Source organism: Salirhabdus salicampi, assembly GCF_024259515.1.
In the GTDB taxonomy this organism is placed as follows: Bacteria; Bacillota; Bacilli; order Bacillales; family Alkalibacillaceae; genus Salirhabdus_A; species Salirhabdus_A salicampi.
Genome location: NZ_JANBWE010000001.1, coordinates 745702 through 760620 on the forward strand (window position 1 = coordinate 745702; position 14919 = coordinate 760620).

The following is a 14919-nucleotide window of genomic DNA, read 5'->3' on the forward strand; positions in this document are numbered from 1 at the left end:
ATGATGGAGAACAGCTATTGTTAAAGTGTTCTCCATTTCATTTTCCCATGGCAATTCAGCATCTTTATCAAGACCGGTATGATTACTCGCCTTGATGCAGTAAGTAGCCAGCTTGCTGAAGTGATTCACAAACAGCATCCAGTTGTTCTTCCCGGTCAGCTTCAATCGTATGTAAGTGTACTCCATCCGTTAATTCTGAGAGTAATGATGCCTTCGTCTTTTCTACTCTTTCAACAAAATGGTCCACATCTAGGCGGTTACTTAACATGAGTGAGCCGGTTAAATGGCCGTAAATGGCATGTTCAACAGTTACGCTCTTTACGGTTACTCCCTTGTCTACAATGAGATAAAGTTCATCACGAGTTTTCTCAGGAGGATGCTGACATGCAATGACACGTTCAATTTTTACGGAATCCTTTTGCAGAACATAACCTTGTGCTGTAGCAATAATCGGTATGTTTTTAGCCTTAAGAAGCGAAATATCTTGGACAATGACTTGCCGACTCACATTTGCCTTTTGTGCTAATTCGCTACCTGTTAAAGGTGTTTCGCTCGATTTTAACCATTGATGAATCTGATTTCTTCTATTTTCACCTAACATTTTTTTTTGATCTCTTGTCATTAAATTCCCCCCAAATTTCCAAGATAAGTGTCTATGTTTCGTTTAGTACATTCTTTAATACATTAACGGCTTGTAGAATTTCATATTTTAAAGTTTGTCGTCCAAAGGATATTCGAACGAGTTCTCTTGATTCATCCGGAGTTCGCCCGATTGCTAACAATGTTTTTGAAGGAGATTGTTGCCCTACTGAACAAGCCGAACCTGTAGAGACAGCTATATTGTTACGGTTATATTGTAGCATAACATGTTGTCCTTCGAATCCTTTTACTCGAAAACCAATAATTTGTGGAATAGATCGATAATTTCCTTCAATATGAATGCCATTGTATGTACTCACTTCTTGCAAAAACAATTTTTTTAAAGATTGATATTTTTTCATATCACGAGCTAACGATTTCATTGACTCTTCAGCAGCAATGGTAAATGCAGTAATTCCAGGAACATCAACAGTTCCTGGCCGAAATCCTTTTTCGTGTGTGGTGCCATCAATCATCGGTTTCCAATTCACCTTAGGGTCAATATAGCAGGCGCCAACTCCTTTAGGACCATAAACTTTGTGGCTGGATACCGTAATGCTTGATAAGTGGTAATTCTCAATATCTAGATGTGTCTTAGTAAAGGATTGAACACAATCACTATGAAATAAAATGTTTCTTTTTGATAAGATTTCCACAATTTCTTTTATTGGTTGAATAGTGCCTATTTCATGATTTACATGAGCAATGGATACAAGAATTGTATCTTCACGAATTTCTTTTTCGAGTCGACCTGGATCTACTTCCCCATATTCATTTACGTCTAGAAAAGTAACGTCGAAACCGTTTAATTCTAGTTTTCGAAATGTATTATACACAGATGTATGTTCTGTTTTGGTTGTAATTAAGTGTTTACCCTTATGTTTATGGGCATGGACAAGAGAAGTAATAGCATAAAAATTTCCTTCAGAACCTCCACTAGTAAAATATACACCATCTTTAGCTCCATTCAATAACCTTGCAATCTTGGCCCTTGCTGCCTCCAGCAACTGATTTGCTGTAGTTCCGATATCATGTGAACTGCTTGAGTTACCATAATATTTTGTCGCTACTTCAGTATAGGCCTGCAATGACTGATCTGACATGGGGGAAGTTGCCGCATAATCTAAATAAATCATCGATATTATCCTCTCAATCTATTATATGTGCATAAAATAAACCCTTGTTTTTTATTAAAATATATGTAAATACATGTGTCAAGACACATGTAAATTAAATGTGTATGTGTAAGGGGGTGGTAACATGCAGGAGATAGATACAGAAGTCCTTGTTATAGGTGGGGGAATTTCTGGATTAATGGTAGCGGAACTTCTTTCATCCAAAAAACAAGTGACTATCATTTCAAAAGGTAATATTCTTAACAACAACTCTATATTGGCCCAAGGAGGTATAGCATCCGCTTTCTCACACAACGACAATTGGACAAATCATTTTTGGGATACGGTAAAAGCTGGAGATTTTCATAATAATGAAGAATTAACTAAATTATTTGCACGGAAAGGACCACAATCAGTTTGTGGTGGGGGATACAACCACCGCTATACGTTACACTCAGGTGTCATGATTAAAGACAATCATATTACATCTGCTGGAAGTATTACGAATGCAGTGAACCATTTTAAACATAGGCTTGGTCACATGGTAAAAATAGAAGTTGAGACGAAAACGGAGAGGGAAGTACTTGAGGCGATTGAAGCCGGAGTCGACATTATCATGTTTGATAATTGCTCACCTAGTGAAGTTAAAGGATATCAAGCCCTTGTCCCAAGTCACATCATTACAGAAGCTTCCGGTGGTATCAACCTGGAAAATCTTTCTCTCTATCGTGATACAGGAGTAGATTTTATTTCCCTGGGGTGTTTAACTCATTCAGCCCCTAGTCTAGATATAAGCTTTCGCTTAAGGGAGGAATCTAATAAATGAATGTTTTAGATGTTTTGGAACCTTCGCAAATTCCTAACCGATATAAGGAAATGTCAGATCAGGAGTTAGAAATACGTGCAAAACAAATAAAGAAAAAGTTAGGACCTAATTTATACATACCGGGACACCATTATCAGAAGGATGAGGTTCTCCAATTTGCCGATGATACCGGAGATTCACTGCAATTAGCTCAAATGGCTGAAAAAAATCAAAAAGCGAAATATATTGTGTTTTGTGGTGTACATTTTATGGCTGAAACGGCTGATATTTTAACAAATGAAGATCAAACAGTTGTGTTGCCTGATATGAGGGCGGGATGTTCTATGGCTGATATGGCTGATATTCACCAGACAATCCACGCATGGGAAGAATTGCAGAATACATTTGATGACACAATAATGCCGTTAACCTATGTAAACTCAACTGCTAGCATTAAGTCATTCGTTGGTAAACATGGAGGAGCTACTGTTACCTCTTCGAATGCGAAACGAATGATAAAATGGGCGCTTTCCCAAAAGAAGCGCATTTTGTTTCTTCCTGATCAACATTTAGGTAGAAATGTGTCATATGAATTAGGTGTCCCCCTAGAACAAATGGCAGTATGGGACCCACTGAAAAAAGAATTAATATATGAAGGAGATAAACAAAATATTTTAGTGATCTTATGGAAAGGTCATTGTTCAGTTCATGAAAAATTTACCGTTGAGCATATTCATGCTTTACGTTCCCAATTTTCCGATATGAACGTAATCGTTCACCCTGAATGTACTTTTGACGTTGTACAAGCAGCTGATACATCGGGTTCTACGAAAGAAATTATTGATGCCATTAATCATGCTCCAAAAGATAGTCGCTGGGCAATCGGAACAGAAATGAACCTCGTAAATCGATTAATAAAATCAAATCCAGATAAACATATTGTCTCCTTAAATCCAAATATGTGTCCATGTCTTACGATGAACCGAATTGATTTACCACATTTTGTTTGGGCATTAGACATGATCGAAATGGGTAAACCTGTGAATGAAATAAAAGTAGAAGACGAAACAGCTCACTTTGCCCGCTTAGCTTTACAAAGAATGCTTGAACGAGTGTAGGTAACTATAAACAATATTTAGAATTATGCCGAATATTGTAAATGATGGACTCTATATTGCTCTCGTTAAGAACATCTACAGTTTGAAGGTAAGACGTATATTTATGTGATTGTTTTTTGCTTATTTCATCAGTTATATTGCATTCTTCAACCTGTTCATAATCAGTTGCAAATAAAATCACATATACAACTGAAACGTGAAGTGGTGATACTTTTTCTTTGAGCCACATTGCCTCATCGGGAAGAGTTTTATAATCAATAATGACATCAATTCCATACGTTAAAAAGTTTTTCGTTAAAATAAAAATGTTATCCCAAATAAGACGGTACTCTTTCAAACTTCTCTTTCTACCGTTCAAGTGCATTTCTTGAATAAAATCACCTGGGATTAGTGCACAGTTAGGAATTTGTTTTGATAAAGCGTGGGCAATTGTTGACTTTCCGGTTCCGGAGGGCCCGGAAATGATGTAGACAGATCGGCTCATAAGCGACCCCTCATGACGTTATAATATCATCAGAAAGCCAAAGACATCGCAATTGATGCTTTGGCTTTTCTTTATTTTTGAATAAACATTTGTGTCCAATGGTTTCCTTCGGTTTCATGACCAACGCCAATATGAGTAAACTCTTCTGTTAAAATATTTTTGCGGTGGCCTTCACTATTCATCCAAGATTGGACAACCTCTTCTGGCGATTGTTGTCCTTGTGCAATGTTTTCTGCAGCAGACTGATAATCAACACCATTGTCACGTATCATATCAAACGGAGACCCGTACGTTGGACTCGTGTGTGAAAAATAGTTATTTGCTTGCATATCTTCTGACTTTGTACGAGCAATACCACTTAATTGTGTATCAATTTTTAGCTCGGATAAGCCATTATTTCGCCTCTCTTCATTTGTCAACTCCACTACTCTACGTTCAAATTCGCTTAAACCTTCGGCATCTTGTCCACCTTGACTTTGTTGTTCATTCGTTTGTTGTTGTTGTTGCGGTTGCTGGGACTGATTATTACCTTGTTGTTGAATATTTCCATTTTGTTGATTTTGACGTTGTTGTATTTGTTGATCCCCTGATTGTTGTCCGTGTTGGTTTGAATTACCGTGGTCTTCTGATGTGTAGAACTCATACTTAGCTTCTTGAATGACTTTTGCTCGTGTATGCGGATAGTCTTCACTAGACATATTTGTATTCATACTTGATATATTGTCATTGTTATTGTTTCTCTGACGATCATCCATGACATAATCACCAGTATTACAAGCAACTAAACCTGTAAGCATTATAGTAAGACTAAACAATTTTATAAATGTAAGTCTCATGTTTTTCCCTCCTTTTTTGTTCGTTTGTCATATTTTTCGTTTAGTTTTTAAAAATATATATGGTAAAAGAAGTAAAACTAACGTTTAGTATTTTTTTACTATATGCGATTCTTGTCGAGAGAGAAGGTAGGTATAGGACACCACCCCTTTTTTATATGTATGTAGTATGGAGATTTTTTTGTAATTACCTTCCATCGGAACAAACGAAGTGGGGTGGAGGATGTTCAATGATCAAAGACGAATTCCAGTCATTTGCCGGGGATGGGCAGTAACTTTCATACTTATAATGACCCTTTTCACTGCCTGTGAAGCTGAAACGAAACAAGCACAAAGAGTAGAATCATTAATAAATGAAAAAAATGCACATTTGCAAAATGTTTATTTTGAAGTTGAGCAATACGGTGAAAAAGTACTTACTTTCTTAACTATTCTGGATGAGCGAAACGAAGCATTTTTGAATCATGCAAAAAAAGGAAAAGATAACGTTAAGATGTATGAGGATCAAGATTACGTAAATATGGGTTATTATATTGGGACAACATTAAAACAATTAGAAAAGGAATTTTTAAAGGAAGTTACAGAACCACCATTGCCTCTGACAAAAGCACACCGAATGTTAAAAGATACCGTCTATTCTTATACGAACGTAGGGGAAAATTATAAACGGGTTATGCAATTAATGGAACAAGGTGAAATTGAGGATGCTATGTTTTTTTTGGAAGTGACTCGAGATTGGGTGAAAAGTGCTACTGATACCCTTGATAAAGTGAAGGAGGAAATGGAAAAAGTGAAGGAGCAGTATTATCCATAATGTTCTTAATTTAATGAAGTAATGAGAAATATAACGGAACAAGGTCGTACATTCGACAATTTCACATACTATCGATGAACGTCTACATTGTCGGCATCTTCATTGGTTAGAGAATACATTTCAATCAAAATCTTGAAAAAATATTCCCGAAAATGTACGAAAAAGTCTAACTTTTTGCTAAAATGAACCGTAAAAGAAATGGAGGATGAGGACAATGAATGAAAAAGTAGTTTGTCATAATGCACCTGCTGCAATTGGACCATATTCACAAGCGATTAAAACAAAGGATTACATATTTATATCTGGACAAATCCCGTTAAATCATGAAACAGGTGAAATCCCCGAGCAGTTTGCTGATCAAGTAGAACTTGTACTACGAAATATTAAGGCTATTGTGGAAGAAGCTGGATCATCTTTGGAAGATGTAGTGAAAACAACGGTTTTTCTATCGGATATAAATCATTATGCTCAATTTAACGAAATTTATAGTACATATTTCGGTGACATTATGCCAGCACGTTCAGCAGTTGAAGTATCCAAGCTTCCGAAGGACGTTCAGGTTGAAATTGAAACGATAGCATTAACAAAAGAGTAAAGGTTGGAGAGGAGAACCGACATGACTACAATTGGGTTAATTCGTCATGGCGTTACAGATTGGAATGTTCAACGACGGGCACAAGGCCAAACAGATATCCCATTAAATCAGGATGGCTTAAACCAAGCACAAGCATTGGCAAGACGTCTTCTAGGAGAACAGTGGGACATGGTCGTTAGTAGTGATTTGTCTCGGGCATATGTTACTGGGAAAACGGTTGCCAACCTTCTCCAAATTCCAATTATAAAAGATACACGTCTGCGGGAAATGTACTTTGGTGAAGTGGAAGGATTAACGAAAGAAGAGCGGATTGAGAAGTGGGGACCACAATGGAAACAGTTTGATCACGGTGGCGAAACGAATGAAGAGGCCCGCTCACGAAGTGTGGACTGTGTGGAAGAAGTTTGCCTGCAACATCCTAACAAGCGCATTTTATTTATAAGTCATGGAGCTACATTGAATCAGTTAATGATAGGTTTGATGAAGGATGAAACGTTTGATGTAAGCTTTTCAAATACATCCATTTCAGTTTTACAAAAACAAGCCGATAAATGGTCGTTACAGGTGTTAAATTGTGCGAAACATTTAGGTGAAGGTGTAAGGTAATTAAGGACATCCCAAAATGGGATGTCCTTAATTTTTCGATGCTTATTAGGTGTGTAGCTTGTAGTATCAAATATGGTGTTGAGCAAAACGGTGATGAAAATGGATGAAGCAATTAACTTTAATAAAATGCCATTTCGTTATTAAATTAAATTTAAATCCACTTCCACCCTCCATCAATCCATTTCGTGAAAATTAGTTATACTTCATTATAGTACAGTTGTCCTCTTTCACAACAGTTGGAAACCCGTGCGGCTCATGAAAAATAAAACAAGTGATTATCTCTTTTGGTATAAATATCCGGAACAACATTTCTGACAGCGAAAGTCGATTTTTTCATGACAAGGTCCACAAACGCGAAAACGACAGTTATTACATTCAAACCAAAGCCATTCCTTAAATAATGTCGTATTACAGTTATTACACAAGACTACCATCTCTACATTCCCCTTTTTTCGTTTTTTCTTTATTATACGAATTCCAGATTCCAAAATATGATAGTTAGTTGAGATTCAAATAGTATTACTAGTCACATCGTATGGAATGACAGGTTGCAGGAAGATCGGTGTGGTCTTACTCAGTTAATATAGGTGATTTTTAAAAAATACGAAACTAGTTTGTTCAAGCCTGGAATGGAACTGAATACACTGTATAGGAGGGAGGATGTTAGGTGTGGGCATGTATGTATGGAATATCGTCATCTGGTTATGGATGCTTTTAATGGTGATTTATATTATGAGAATAATGCGAGGGCGTAGTGATCGGCATGTGGCAAATGTTTGTCTTGGTATGATAATGTCATTTTATATAGCCATAGTAACAAATCTCTATGTAAGTACATTAGTGTCTTTCTTTATTGCATTTTTAATTGGGGTTTCCATTATTCTAACAACTACAAATAGTCTAGCAGTAAATACGATATTAAATGGCGTTACGCAATGTATAATGTCCTCGTTAATGGGGGGGATGGTACCAATGATGGTTACATATGAACAATGGCTTGTCATGTTACAGCTATTTACAATTTTAACGTATTTTCTTTTTTTATTAATGATATTGTCTTTTCATACTAGGACATTGAAATGGTTTGCATTCCATATTATTACATTTTTTATGTTTGGTGTCACGTTATGTTACATAAACTTGTAACATTTTCACTAATTCTTAATAATCTTTTAAAATAAATGAATGGAGTCTTATGTTACGATTAAGGAGGTTAAAATAGAGCGGAAGGTGTTGAGGGGATTGGTAAGAATTATGCTTAGTGTATCGATTGGTGTTATAGCTGGTTTTACCGGAGGATTAACGTTAGACCGGAAATTTCACCCAGATTACTTTATTTTAGGTACCCTTATCTCCTTGTTGATCATCTTCTGTTGGGAAATAAGACGTGTGCACATATTGGAAAAAACCAATGAGTCTGAAAATCAACAAGCATAAGCCAGTATCATAAAATGGAATCAACTTGAACGTTTAACTTAAATATGATATGTTTTTATTACAATACAATACTTATCAAGAGTGGATGAGAGAACTGGCTCGACGATTCCACAGCAACCTGCCTATGCAAGGTGCTCCAACCAGCAAAGCTGTCGCTTTGGGTGATAAGGAACGGAAACGGTTCTAAAGGTTCTTTTTGCCCTCGGCGAAAGGAGCCTTTTTTATTATGGACCCTTGTAAAGAATTGTAAAACAGCAATTAAAGGAGTCGTTACTATGGACGCAAACAGAGGTTTTATGGCAAAACAAATGGATATCGACGTATTTACAAGACATGTACTCGATTGTATCCGCCGGGAGTTAAAGGAACAAGGTCGGATCGTGTTAGCTGAAATAAATAAACATGGAAACGGAAATGTAGAGATTCGTATTCGAGAAGGCAAGGAAAGTTACTTTTTGATGACAAACTGGGGTGAGTTACGAGCGTTAAAAAAGAAAAATCCGTACGCGGTTGATAGAATGCTCTTACAAAAGCTTGAAGAGGCAGGGTTGAAAATAGAAGAACGAGATAGTCAATACTTACAAACGGTGTTACAAGTAAGTTAACAAACAAAACGCTCTTAGGGCGTTTTGCAGTTTGTAGAGAAACCTAGGTTTTTCTACAAGCTTTTATTTTGTCCTTCGATTTAGGGCGAATACCACTCGCTTTCCGCGGACGAACGCCCGAGCCTCCCCGGAAAAGCGCCTGCGGGGTCTCGGGTCGCTCGTTTTTCCGCCGGAGTCTCGCGGTATTCGCTGCCTTTGATCCCCATCACGATCAGTAGTCGTGTAAGTGGGTTCTTCTCCTTTTGCAATGACTCCAAATATATTCCTTTGGGCTTAACCAGGGCAAAAGGGATTAGTTAAGTATCCAGCATCTAAACGAACAGCTTTTACATTAAACCTAAATCTTTCAATTTGCCTATTTAACCGTTGCGGTGAATGGTAAAGTGTATGTATAAAAATCAAGCTGCCGAGACTTTCTCTACAGATTGCAAAACACTTTAGGGCGTTTGTTTTTTACACATCGATTTTCATCGTATCATACGCGAATTCGATATTGTATTCATCTTCACGCAACTTCTTTTCCAACACTTTAAAATCGTTATAACTAAGCCCATCAGGTTCCTCAATATGAGTAATAATCGTTCTTTTCGGTTGCAATTGTTTTACTACTTGTAATGTATAAGCAAATGTAGCTTCCGACTGCAATAGTGGATGGTCTTTTTGAATGAGTCGCTCTCCATTTAACGGGTGAAACTCGCAAATACCAAGTGGTAAAATTGCTACGTCAATACCTTGCAATGATTTTGGAGGTGTCCATTGGTACAATTCATCAGGCACAATCAACACCCGTTTGTTTTCTTCCTCCAGTAAAAAACCATAAACATAATCTTCCGCTAAACGAAAAGGAAGGATGGTAGATCCGTTTAATTCAAAGGTATCTCCATCTTGAGGTAGGTGGAGACGGATAAACCCTTCATCGCTGAAATACTGTAAATGCTCATGAATTCCTAAGCGATGTTGAAAGTCTTTCGCTACTTGTTCTGGCAAGTATACATCAGTTGTTTGATGGTTAGGGGGAAAGTGTAACCAATCCGCATTCATTGATTCAAGCACACGTAGCCCTTGGACATGGTCTGGATGCCAGTGGGAATAACATACCCCATCAATAGTAGTAATATTTGATCGATTAAGTTGTTCGTAACTATGTTCAGAAGTATCTAATAATAAATTTGGTCCGTGAATAAACAAGCCAGGGCCAGTACGGCTATAGGGTATACCTTTTTCTTTTGCTTCTACACAAACTGAACATTGACAAAGGGGACGAGGTATCGGAACTGCACCCGCTGTACCAAGAAATTCAATTCTCATGTCGATTCCACCTTTTTGTATTGATACGTAATAGTTTATATGGAACCCAATTATTGGTAAAGAGGTTATTTTAATTGTAGTTTGCCAACGTTTGAATTTTCCTAGAGGAATGGAAAAGGATTGAATCGCCAGAATCTAGAAAAAGAAAAACGACCCGGACAAATCTAACGGGTTCGGCTTAAGAGTACAAAACAGAAAATAAGCCAAATAGCATTCCGATGACAATAGAATTGGAATGCTATTTTTTTGTTGATATAAAGGAACAAGCTCCCCGAATAATAAGTGCTTTGTAACTTTTTTCTTTTTTATGAAACCTTTTTTCATTATTTCCGTCTATTTAGTACGTTTTTATAAGAGGAGGGAGTATTTTGCATGATTAATTTAACCCCTTTGGATATATTTAGGTTATATTTTCACGCTAAAAACGTAAAAGACTCTGAAACGATTTACAACCTTTATATAAAGGGCGAAAAATACTTTACTCCATCTAAAGAAGAGTATTATGGAGATCCCGAATTTTTTGGAGCTAATTTTACCGATAATGATGAAAAATTATATGATGAATTACAACAAATCGAAGAATTTAAAGTTAAATATATAGATGAGAATGAAGCAGCAATTACTTGGGAGACATCAAACCAATCACTAAATGCATTTAGATTAATCAAGGATACTAATCAAGACGTTTGGAAAGTAAGTTGGCTACCAATGCAATAATTGACAGTTGTTGAAAAAATAAATCCGAATGTTTTTATTCAAGTTAAAACTAGCTAATAGTTTGACGTGCTGGATAGACTTTCATGTTGTCGTGTTAAGTTTAACAAGAGAATAGAAAGAAACGCTCCCAGTTTTTCATATTCGGAGCGTTTTTCTATGCTAACTATGATGTGTTTACGTTGCTGAATTGAGTGTTATAACTAATGTTGTTTAACGTTTTATTTGCAATTTTGTAATTCTAGTATACCCCGGATCAATCCGCGTTGTTTTTTCTTAAATTAATGTTTCATTAAACGGATTTTCGTTTCTGTTTCCACATGATATACCGGAACCGGATAAAACAGCCTACACAAAAACCTAACAAAGCTATTCCAGCTGCCAAAATAACCATAAGGTTTAATACGATTGAGGCTGTTGAGTAGCCAAGGGAATAAAACAGTATAGATAAACCAATTAAAATGGTAGCAATCCATTGATTAAATAATTGTTGATCACGATCTTCCAGTATATATTCGTTAGTTTGTTTCCGTAATAGTGGCTTTGTCATGAGTATGATTGGGTTACGTTTTGTTATAACTGTAATGAGTCCGATGATAAAAGGGAGAATTAGCATAGACGGGATAAATATACCAGTCGTTACAGTGAATACGATAAATAATTGGTTGAATTTTACGAGTGGTTTAGGTATTCCCATGATTTGTTCTCCTCCTTTCTATTCTTTATTATACTTATTAATTTACTCGGAATAAAGAGGGATGTTATGCACATCTATCTAATTTGCGAATGAATTTGTCATTTATCGTCCATCCTATAGAGGAACGTTCAAACATAACTGGAGGGAAATAGACATGACAAACAAATCAATCGATCAGGAGAAAGGGGAATATCGAAAGGGGAAATCGTTACATATTAGTGATACGATGTACTGCTGGACATACTTGTCGATGTTAGAGGAATTCAAAGGTATAACGGATTCGACTGATATACAAGAAGATGAGGAACTCGTGCAGTTTATTCAAGTTGTACAGGAATTGACGGAAGGGCAGCGAAGCAAGCTCGTTACATTTATGGAAGAAGAAAAGTTATACCTATCTAAAGACAAGGAAAAGAAATCGACTGAACAGACCGATGTCATCACATCTAAACAATTACAAAATAATCGGGATATTGCGCAAACGGTAAATGCAAAATTGACTGCATGTGTAACCATTTGTGGTACAGCGATTGCAAAAGCTAGTCGTAAAGATTTAGCGGAGCTATATTTTCAATTTTTTACCGAAATGATGAAATATGCGACGAAATGTAAAGCATTGTTAGGGAAAAGAGGTTGGTTACAACTGGCTCCAAATAAAGGGACTACTCCTTTGACACGAGACCAAGCTTAAAATCAGCATTTAAACACGCTTCAAAATGGGGCGTGTTTTTATTTTTTCTATCAAAGCATTTACACAGGCTAGAGGAGAAATGGTTTTGTTGTATATATACCTAGTTTAATAGAAAGGGCTCATGTATACTAAATTACATAATATTTTAATTGTCACCGTGCAAGGGGGATTAGGATGTATTGTACTCAATGTGGTAATCTACTAGAAAAGAATAGCAGTTTTTGTGCTAATTGTGGTATGAAAGTGGAAAAGCGTAATCAAATAGATACATCTAACAAAAAAAGTAATGTTTTATATCAAAATGAGAAGAATCAATATAACTCCGAGCCTGTTCAAAACCAAACTCAATATTCACAGCAAACTACTGATTCTGGGAGAACGTTAAAGGATAAGAGATTGCCGACAATTCTCGCAATACTCATACCGATTTTAACATTTATTTTAATGCTTGGAGTTGTTAGTTCTACTTATGTTCATGAACATAAAGTAAATAAACTAGTACTGTCTTACCTCGAAGAAGGGGAAATGTTAGCACAAGAAGGAAAGTTTGCCGAAGCGAAAGAGGTTTTCCACGAGGCTTTGAAATTAAGAAATGACTTTGCCACGCTAAGGCAAAATTTAGTCTTAGTTGAAGAAGCGATGACATATGATGAACAAATGAATCAAGCAAAGGACCTGTTAAAAGAGGAAGCACTTGTTGAGGTTGGTCATCGCCTTTCCACATTAAGGGAAAATGTACATCAATTTAACCCGGTGTTACAGCAACCTCTTTTAAATAAAATAAATGTCATTCAAGATACGGTAACAGTAGAATTAGTACGCCGTGATATCCAAAACAGTTCAACATTACAAGAATTAATAGAGCAACTAACAACTATTGAACATATTCGGACACAAATATCGAGTGGTGTGAAGGCTGACATACTTCATAAAATTGTCGAAGTAGCACGGGATGAGGCATACGAGAAACTTGAACAAAATCAGTTTGCAGATGCATTGCATGTTGTCGAAATGGCATTACAACATGTAACTCATAATGAAGAACTTACTGAACTGAAACAAAATATCGTAACAGCGAAAGATCGTTTTGAAAGAGAAGAGCAACAACGTATAGAAGAAACGATGGAGGCTGAAGCGGCAAGAGACTTATACAACCAGACAGAAGGTATTCAGCTCGGTGAGTGGGAAATTTACTTTGACTACGAAAATGATCTCATAATTAAAGGTTTTGTACATAATACTGGGACGGTTAATATGGGAGAAATCATACTTTACTACACGGTTTATGATGAAGCGGGCAATGTCCTGACATATAACTATACATTTGCTACACCGGAAATTTTGGCCCCAAATGAAATAGGGGAGTTTTTCACGTACGAATCAGGTGTTGATGGGTATGGTGAAGTTGAAGTAGAAATCAATGAAATGGTTTGGACGCTATATTAAGAAGGGGAGCAACAAACATATGAAATGGATAATCAGCACCATTCTTACCGGCCTTATTATAGGAGCAGGAGTATTTGGCTATTTTTTTGTAAAGGATTATGTACGTTCACAACTGTCTGCTAGTTCTACCATTGTAGCTACAGAAGATGTGAAAGAAGAACGAGACCAAGGTAAAACAGAGGAAAAGGATGTTAAAGATGTCATAAATGAAGTTCAACAAAAAGTGGTTATGATAGAAGTACCTAGCCGTGGTTCCATTGGTTCAGGTTTCTTATATAATGACCAAGGAGACATATTGACGAATAGTCATGTTGTTCGGGGGGCTACTAACGTTATAGTTAAAACCGCTGATGAGCGTGAACTTGAAGGGATTGTCATTGGGGCTGGTGATCGTTTAGACGTTGCCGTCATTAGAGTTCCGGCCTTAAGAGGAGAAACCCCTCTTCAATTAGCTAACCAATACGGTGGAGATTTAGGTGATGAAGTTTTAGCGCTTGGAAGTCCACTAGGATTACAAAACACAGTGACGACTGGGATTATCAGTGGTGTAGAACGGGATTTTGATATTGATCAATATTCCTATGAAAATGTCTTTCAAATTTCAGCACCAATTGCCCCTGGGAACAGTGGTGGTCCACTTGTGTTAAGAGATAATGGTATGGTTATCGGCATTAACTCCGCAGTGGCTGAACAGGGATCGATTGGATTCAGCATACCAATTCGACAAATTATAGACGTAGTTGTCAACTGGTCCCACAGTGCCGAACATTCTAATATCCCATCAATTTCTACTACTAATAATAAAGGTTCATGATGAAATGGATTGTGAAATCTTGCCCTATTGTATGGACATTATGAGTGCAAGCCTTGTCATAGGTTGACCAGGTTTGTTTTTTATAAGTAAAAATAGTGTATTGGCAGTTTCTATTAAATAGCAGATGAATACAATAGAATTTAGGGAGACCCTCCTCCAAACAAACAAAATTTAGTATAAGCAAGGAGGGGCACACTT

17 protein-coding genes, 2 pseudogenes and 1 riboswitch are annotated in these 14919 nt (G+C 36.7%); of the genes and pseudogenes, 13 read left to right on the forward strand and 6 right to left on the reverse strand.

The features are described 5' to 3' along the window. Window positions 1-82: 82 nt before the first annotated feature. Both NLW78_RS03860 and NLW78_RS03865 read right to left on the reverse strand, forming a co-directional pair. Window positions 83-622 (reverse strand): transcription repressor NadR, encoded by a 540-nt coding sequence (locus tag NLW78_RS03860; protein WP_254495671.1) that lies wholly within the window; start codon window positions 620-622, stop codon window positions 83-85. 31 nt (window positions 623-653) lie between these two features. After that, the gene (locus NLW78_RS03865) at window positions 654-1775 is read right to left on the reverse strand and encodes an IscS subfamily cysteine desulfurase (RefSeq protein ID WP_254495672.1); all 1122 of its coding nucleotides are present in this window, start codon (window positions 1773-1775) and stop codon (window positions 654-656) included. A 124-nt stretch (window positions 1776-1899) separates the two neighbouring features. Here NLW78_RS03865 and NLW78_RS15540 point away from each other — a divergent pair. The 3 genes and pseudogenes from NLW78_RS15540 to nadA form a co-directional block, all read left to right on the forward strand. Further along, window positions 1900-2160 (forward strand): annotated as a pseudogene (locus NLW78_RS15540) (FAD-binding protein); the annotation flags it as partial. Window positions 2161-2169: 9 nt separating this feature from the next. After that, window positions 2170-2580 (forward strand): annotated as a pseudogene (locus NLW78_RS03875) (beta/alpha barrel domain-containing protein); the annotation flags it as partial. Continuing rightward, window positions 2577-3677: a quinolinate synthase NadA gene (nadA, locus tag NLW78_RS03880; protein WP_254495673.1), complete on the forward strand. Its 1101-nt coding sequence runs from the start codon at window positions 2577-2579 to the stop codon at window positions 3675-3677. The pseudogene NLW78_RS03875 and the gene nadA, both read left to right, overlap by 4 nt. A gap of 4 nt (window positions 3678-3681) precedes the next feature. Here nadA and NLW78_RS03885 read toward each other — a convergent pair whose 3' ends face one another. Together NLW78_RS03885 and NLW78_RS03890 are read right to left on the reverse strand one after the other, a co-directional pair. Beyond that, on the reverse strand, window positions 3682-4161 hold the full coding sequence (locus NLW78_RS03885) for an AAA family ATPase (protein ID WP_254495674.1): 480 nt from the start codon (window positions 4159-4161) through the stop codon (window positions 3682-3684). A gap of 71 nt (window positions 4162-4232) precedes the next feature. Continuing rightward, window positions 4233-4997, reverse strand: a complete 765-nt coding sequence (locus tag NLW78_RS03890) for a CAP domain-containing protein (protein WP_254495675.1) — start codon at window positions 4995-4997, stop codon at window positions 4233-4235. Between the two features lie 220 nt (window positions 4998-5217). On the opposite strand from NLW78_RS03890, the gene NLW78_RS03895 reads away from it, so the two are divergent. From NLW78_RS03895 to NLW78_RS03920, 6 genes are all read left to right on the forward strand, one after another. Next, entirely contained in the window at window positions 5218-5808 is a 591-nt protein-coding gene (locus NLW78_RS03895) for a hypothetical protein (protein WP_254495676.1), read from the forward strand. A gap of 214 nt (window positions 5809-6022) precedes the next feature. After that, window positions 6023-6403, forward strand: coding sequence for a RidA family protein (locus NLW78_RS03900; protein ID WP_254495677.1), 381 nt, complete (start codon window positions 6023-6025; stop codon window positions 6401-6403). 21 nt (window positions 6404-6424) lie between these two features. Then, window positions 6425-7009: a histidine phosphatase family protein gene (locus NLW78_RS03905; RefSeq protein WP_254495678.1), complete on the forward strand. Its 585-nt coding sequence runs from the start codon at window positions 6425-6427 to the stop codon at window positions 7007-7009. Window positions 7010-7678: 669 nt separating this feature from the next. Then, window positions 7679-8155 (forward strand): hypothetical protein, encoded by a 477-nt coding sequence (locus NLW78_RS03910; RefSeq protein ID WP_254495679.1) that lies wholly within the window; start codon window positions 7679-7681, stop codon window positions 8153-8155. A 96-nt stretch (window positions 8156-8251) separates the two neighbouring features. Next, window positions 8252-8446, forward strand: coding sequence for a hypothetical protein (locus NLW78_RS03915; protein ID WP_254495680.1), 195 nt, complete (start codon window positions 8252-8254; stop codon window positions 8444-8446). A 69-nt stretch (window positions 8447-8515) separates the two neighbouring features. Further along, a riboswitch (SAM riboswitch) is annotated at window positions 8516-8617 on the forward strand. Between the two features lie 104 nt (window positions 8618-8721). Continuing rightward, complete coding sequence (locus NLW78_RS03920) at window positions 8722-9051, forward strand: hypothetical protein (RefSeq protein ID WP_254495681.1); 330 nt, start codon at window positions 8722-8724, stop codon at window positions 9049-9051. Window positions 9052-9504: 453 nt separating this feature from the next. Here NLW78_RS03920 and NLW78_RS03930 read toward each other — a convergent pair whose 3' ends face one another. Beyond that, complete coding sequence (locus NLW78_RS03930; RefSeq protein WP_254495682.1) at window positions 9505-10359, reverse strand: MBL fold metallo-hydrolase; 855 nt, start codon at window positions 10357-10359, stop codon at window positions 9505-9507. Window positions 10360-10731: 372 nt separating this feature from the next. Here NLW78_RS03930 and NLW78_RS03935 point away from each other — a divergent pair, with 372 nt between their 5' ends. Continuing rightward, window positions 10732-11076 carry a hypothetical protein gene (locus NLW78_RS03935; protein ID WP_254495683.1) on the forward strand — a complete coding sequence of 115 codons (345 nt, stop codon included), beginning with the start codon at window positions 10732-10734 and terminating at the stop codon, window positions 11074-11076. A gap of 289 nt (window positions 11077-11365) precedes the next feature. On the opposite strand, the gene NLW78_RS03940 is transcribed toward NLW78_RS03935, so the two are convergent. Further along, window positions 11366-11770 carry a DUF4395 domain-containing protein gene (locus NLW78_RS03940; protein ID WP_254495684.1) on the reverse strand — a complete coding sequence of 135 codons (405 nt, stop codon included), beginning with the start codon at window positions 11768-11770 and terminating at the stop codon, window positions 11366-11368. A gap of 154 nt (window positions 11771-11924) precedes the next feature. Here NLW78_RS03940 and NLW78_RS03945 point away from each other — a divergent pair, with 154 nt between their 5' ends. The 3 genes from NLW78_RS03945 (at window position 11925) to NLW78_RS03955 (ending at window position 14721) form a co-directional block, all read left to right on the forward strand. Further along, complete coding sequence (locus NLW78_RS03945) at window positions 11925-12461, forward strand: DUF3231 family protein (RefSeq protein WP_254495685.1); 537 nt, start codon at window positions 11925-11927, stop codon at window positions 12459-12461. A 174-nt stretch (window positions 12462-12635) separates the two neighbouring features. Continuing rightward, the gene (locus NLW78_RS03950) at window positions 12636-13907 is read left to right on the forward strand and encodes a zinc-ribbon domain-containing protein (RefSeq protein ID WP_254495686.1); all 1272 of its coding nucleotides are present in this window, start codon (window positions 12636-12638) and stop codon (window positions 13905-13907) included. Window positions 13908-13926: 19 nt separating this feature from the next. Continuing rightward, window positions 13927-14721 (forward strand): S1C family serine protease, encoded by a 795-nt coding sequence (locus NLW78_RS03955; RefSeq protein ID WP_254495687.1) that lies wholly within the window; start codon window positions 13927-13929, stop codon window positions 14719-14721. Window positions 14722-14919: the final 198 nt, after the last annotated feature.

Coding starts and splice junctions, on each gene's coding strand:
- NLW78_RS03860 (WP_254495671.1), bottom strand. CDS start 622: ATGACAAGAGATCAAAAAAAAATGTTAGGTGAAAATAGAAGAAATCAG.
- NLW78_RS03865 (WP_254495672.1), bottom strand. CDS start 1,775: ATGATTTATTTAGATTATGCGGCAACTTCCCCCATGTCAGATCAGTCA.
- nadA (WP_254495673.1), top strand. CDS start 2,577: ATGAATGTTTTAGATGTTTTGGAACCTTCGCAAATTCCTAACCGATAT.
- NLW78_RS03885 (WP_254495674.1), bottom strand. CDS start 4,161: ATGAGCCGATCTGTCTACATCATTTCCGGGCCCTCCGGAACCGGAAAG.
- NLW78_RS03890 (WP_254495675.1), bottom strand. CDS start 4,997: ATGAGACTTACATTTATAAAATTGTTTAGTCTTACTATAATGCTTACA.
- NLW78_RS03895 (WP_254495676.1), top strand. CDS start 5,218: ATGTTCAATGATCAAAGACGAATTCCAGTCATTTGCCGGGGATGGGCA.
- NLW78_RS03900 (WP_254495677.1), top strand. CDS start 6,023: ATGAATGAAAAAGTAGTTTGTCATAATGCACCTGCTGCAATTGGACCA.
- NLW78_RS03905 (WP_254495678.1), top strand. CDS start 6,425: ATGACTACAATTGGGTTAATTCGTCATGGCGTTACAGATTGGAATGTT.
- NLW78_RS03920 (WP_254495681.1), top strand. CDS start 8,722: ATGGACGCAAACAGAGGTTTTATGGCAAAACAAATGGATATCGACGTA.
- NLW78_RS03930 (WP_254495682.1), bottom strand. CDS start 10,359: ATGAGAATTGAATTTCTTGGTACAGCGGGTGCAGTTCCGATACCTCGT.
- NLW78_RS03935 (WP_254495683.1), top strand. CDS start 10,732: ATGATTAATTTAACCCCTTTGGATATATTTAGGTTATATTTTCACGCT.
- NLW78_RS03940 (WP_254495684.1), bottom strand. CDS start 11,770: ATGGGAATACCTAAACCACTCGTAAAATTCAACCAATTATTTATCGTA.
- NLW78_RS03945 (WP_254495685.1), top strand. CDS start 11,925: ATGACAAACAAATCAATCGATCAGGAGAAAGGGGAATATCGAAAGGGG.
- NLW78_RS03950 (WP_254495686.1), top strand. CDS start 12,636: ATGTATTGTACTCAATGTGGTAATCTACTAGAAAAGAATAGCAGTTTT.
- NLW78_RS03955 (WP_254495687.1), top strand. CDS start 13,927: ATGAAATGGATAATCAGCACCATTCTTACCGGCCTTATTATAGGAGCA.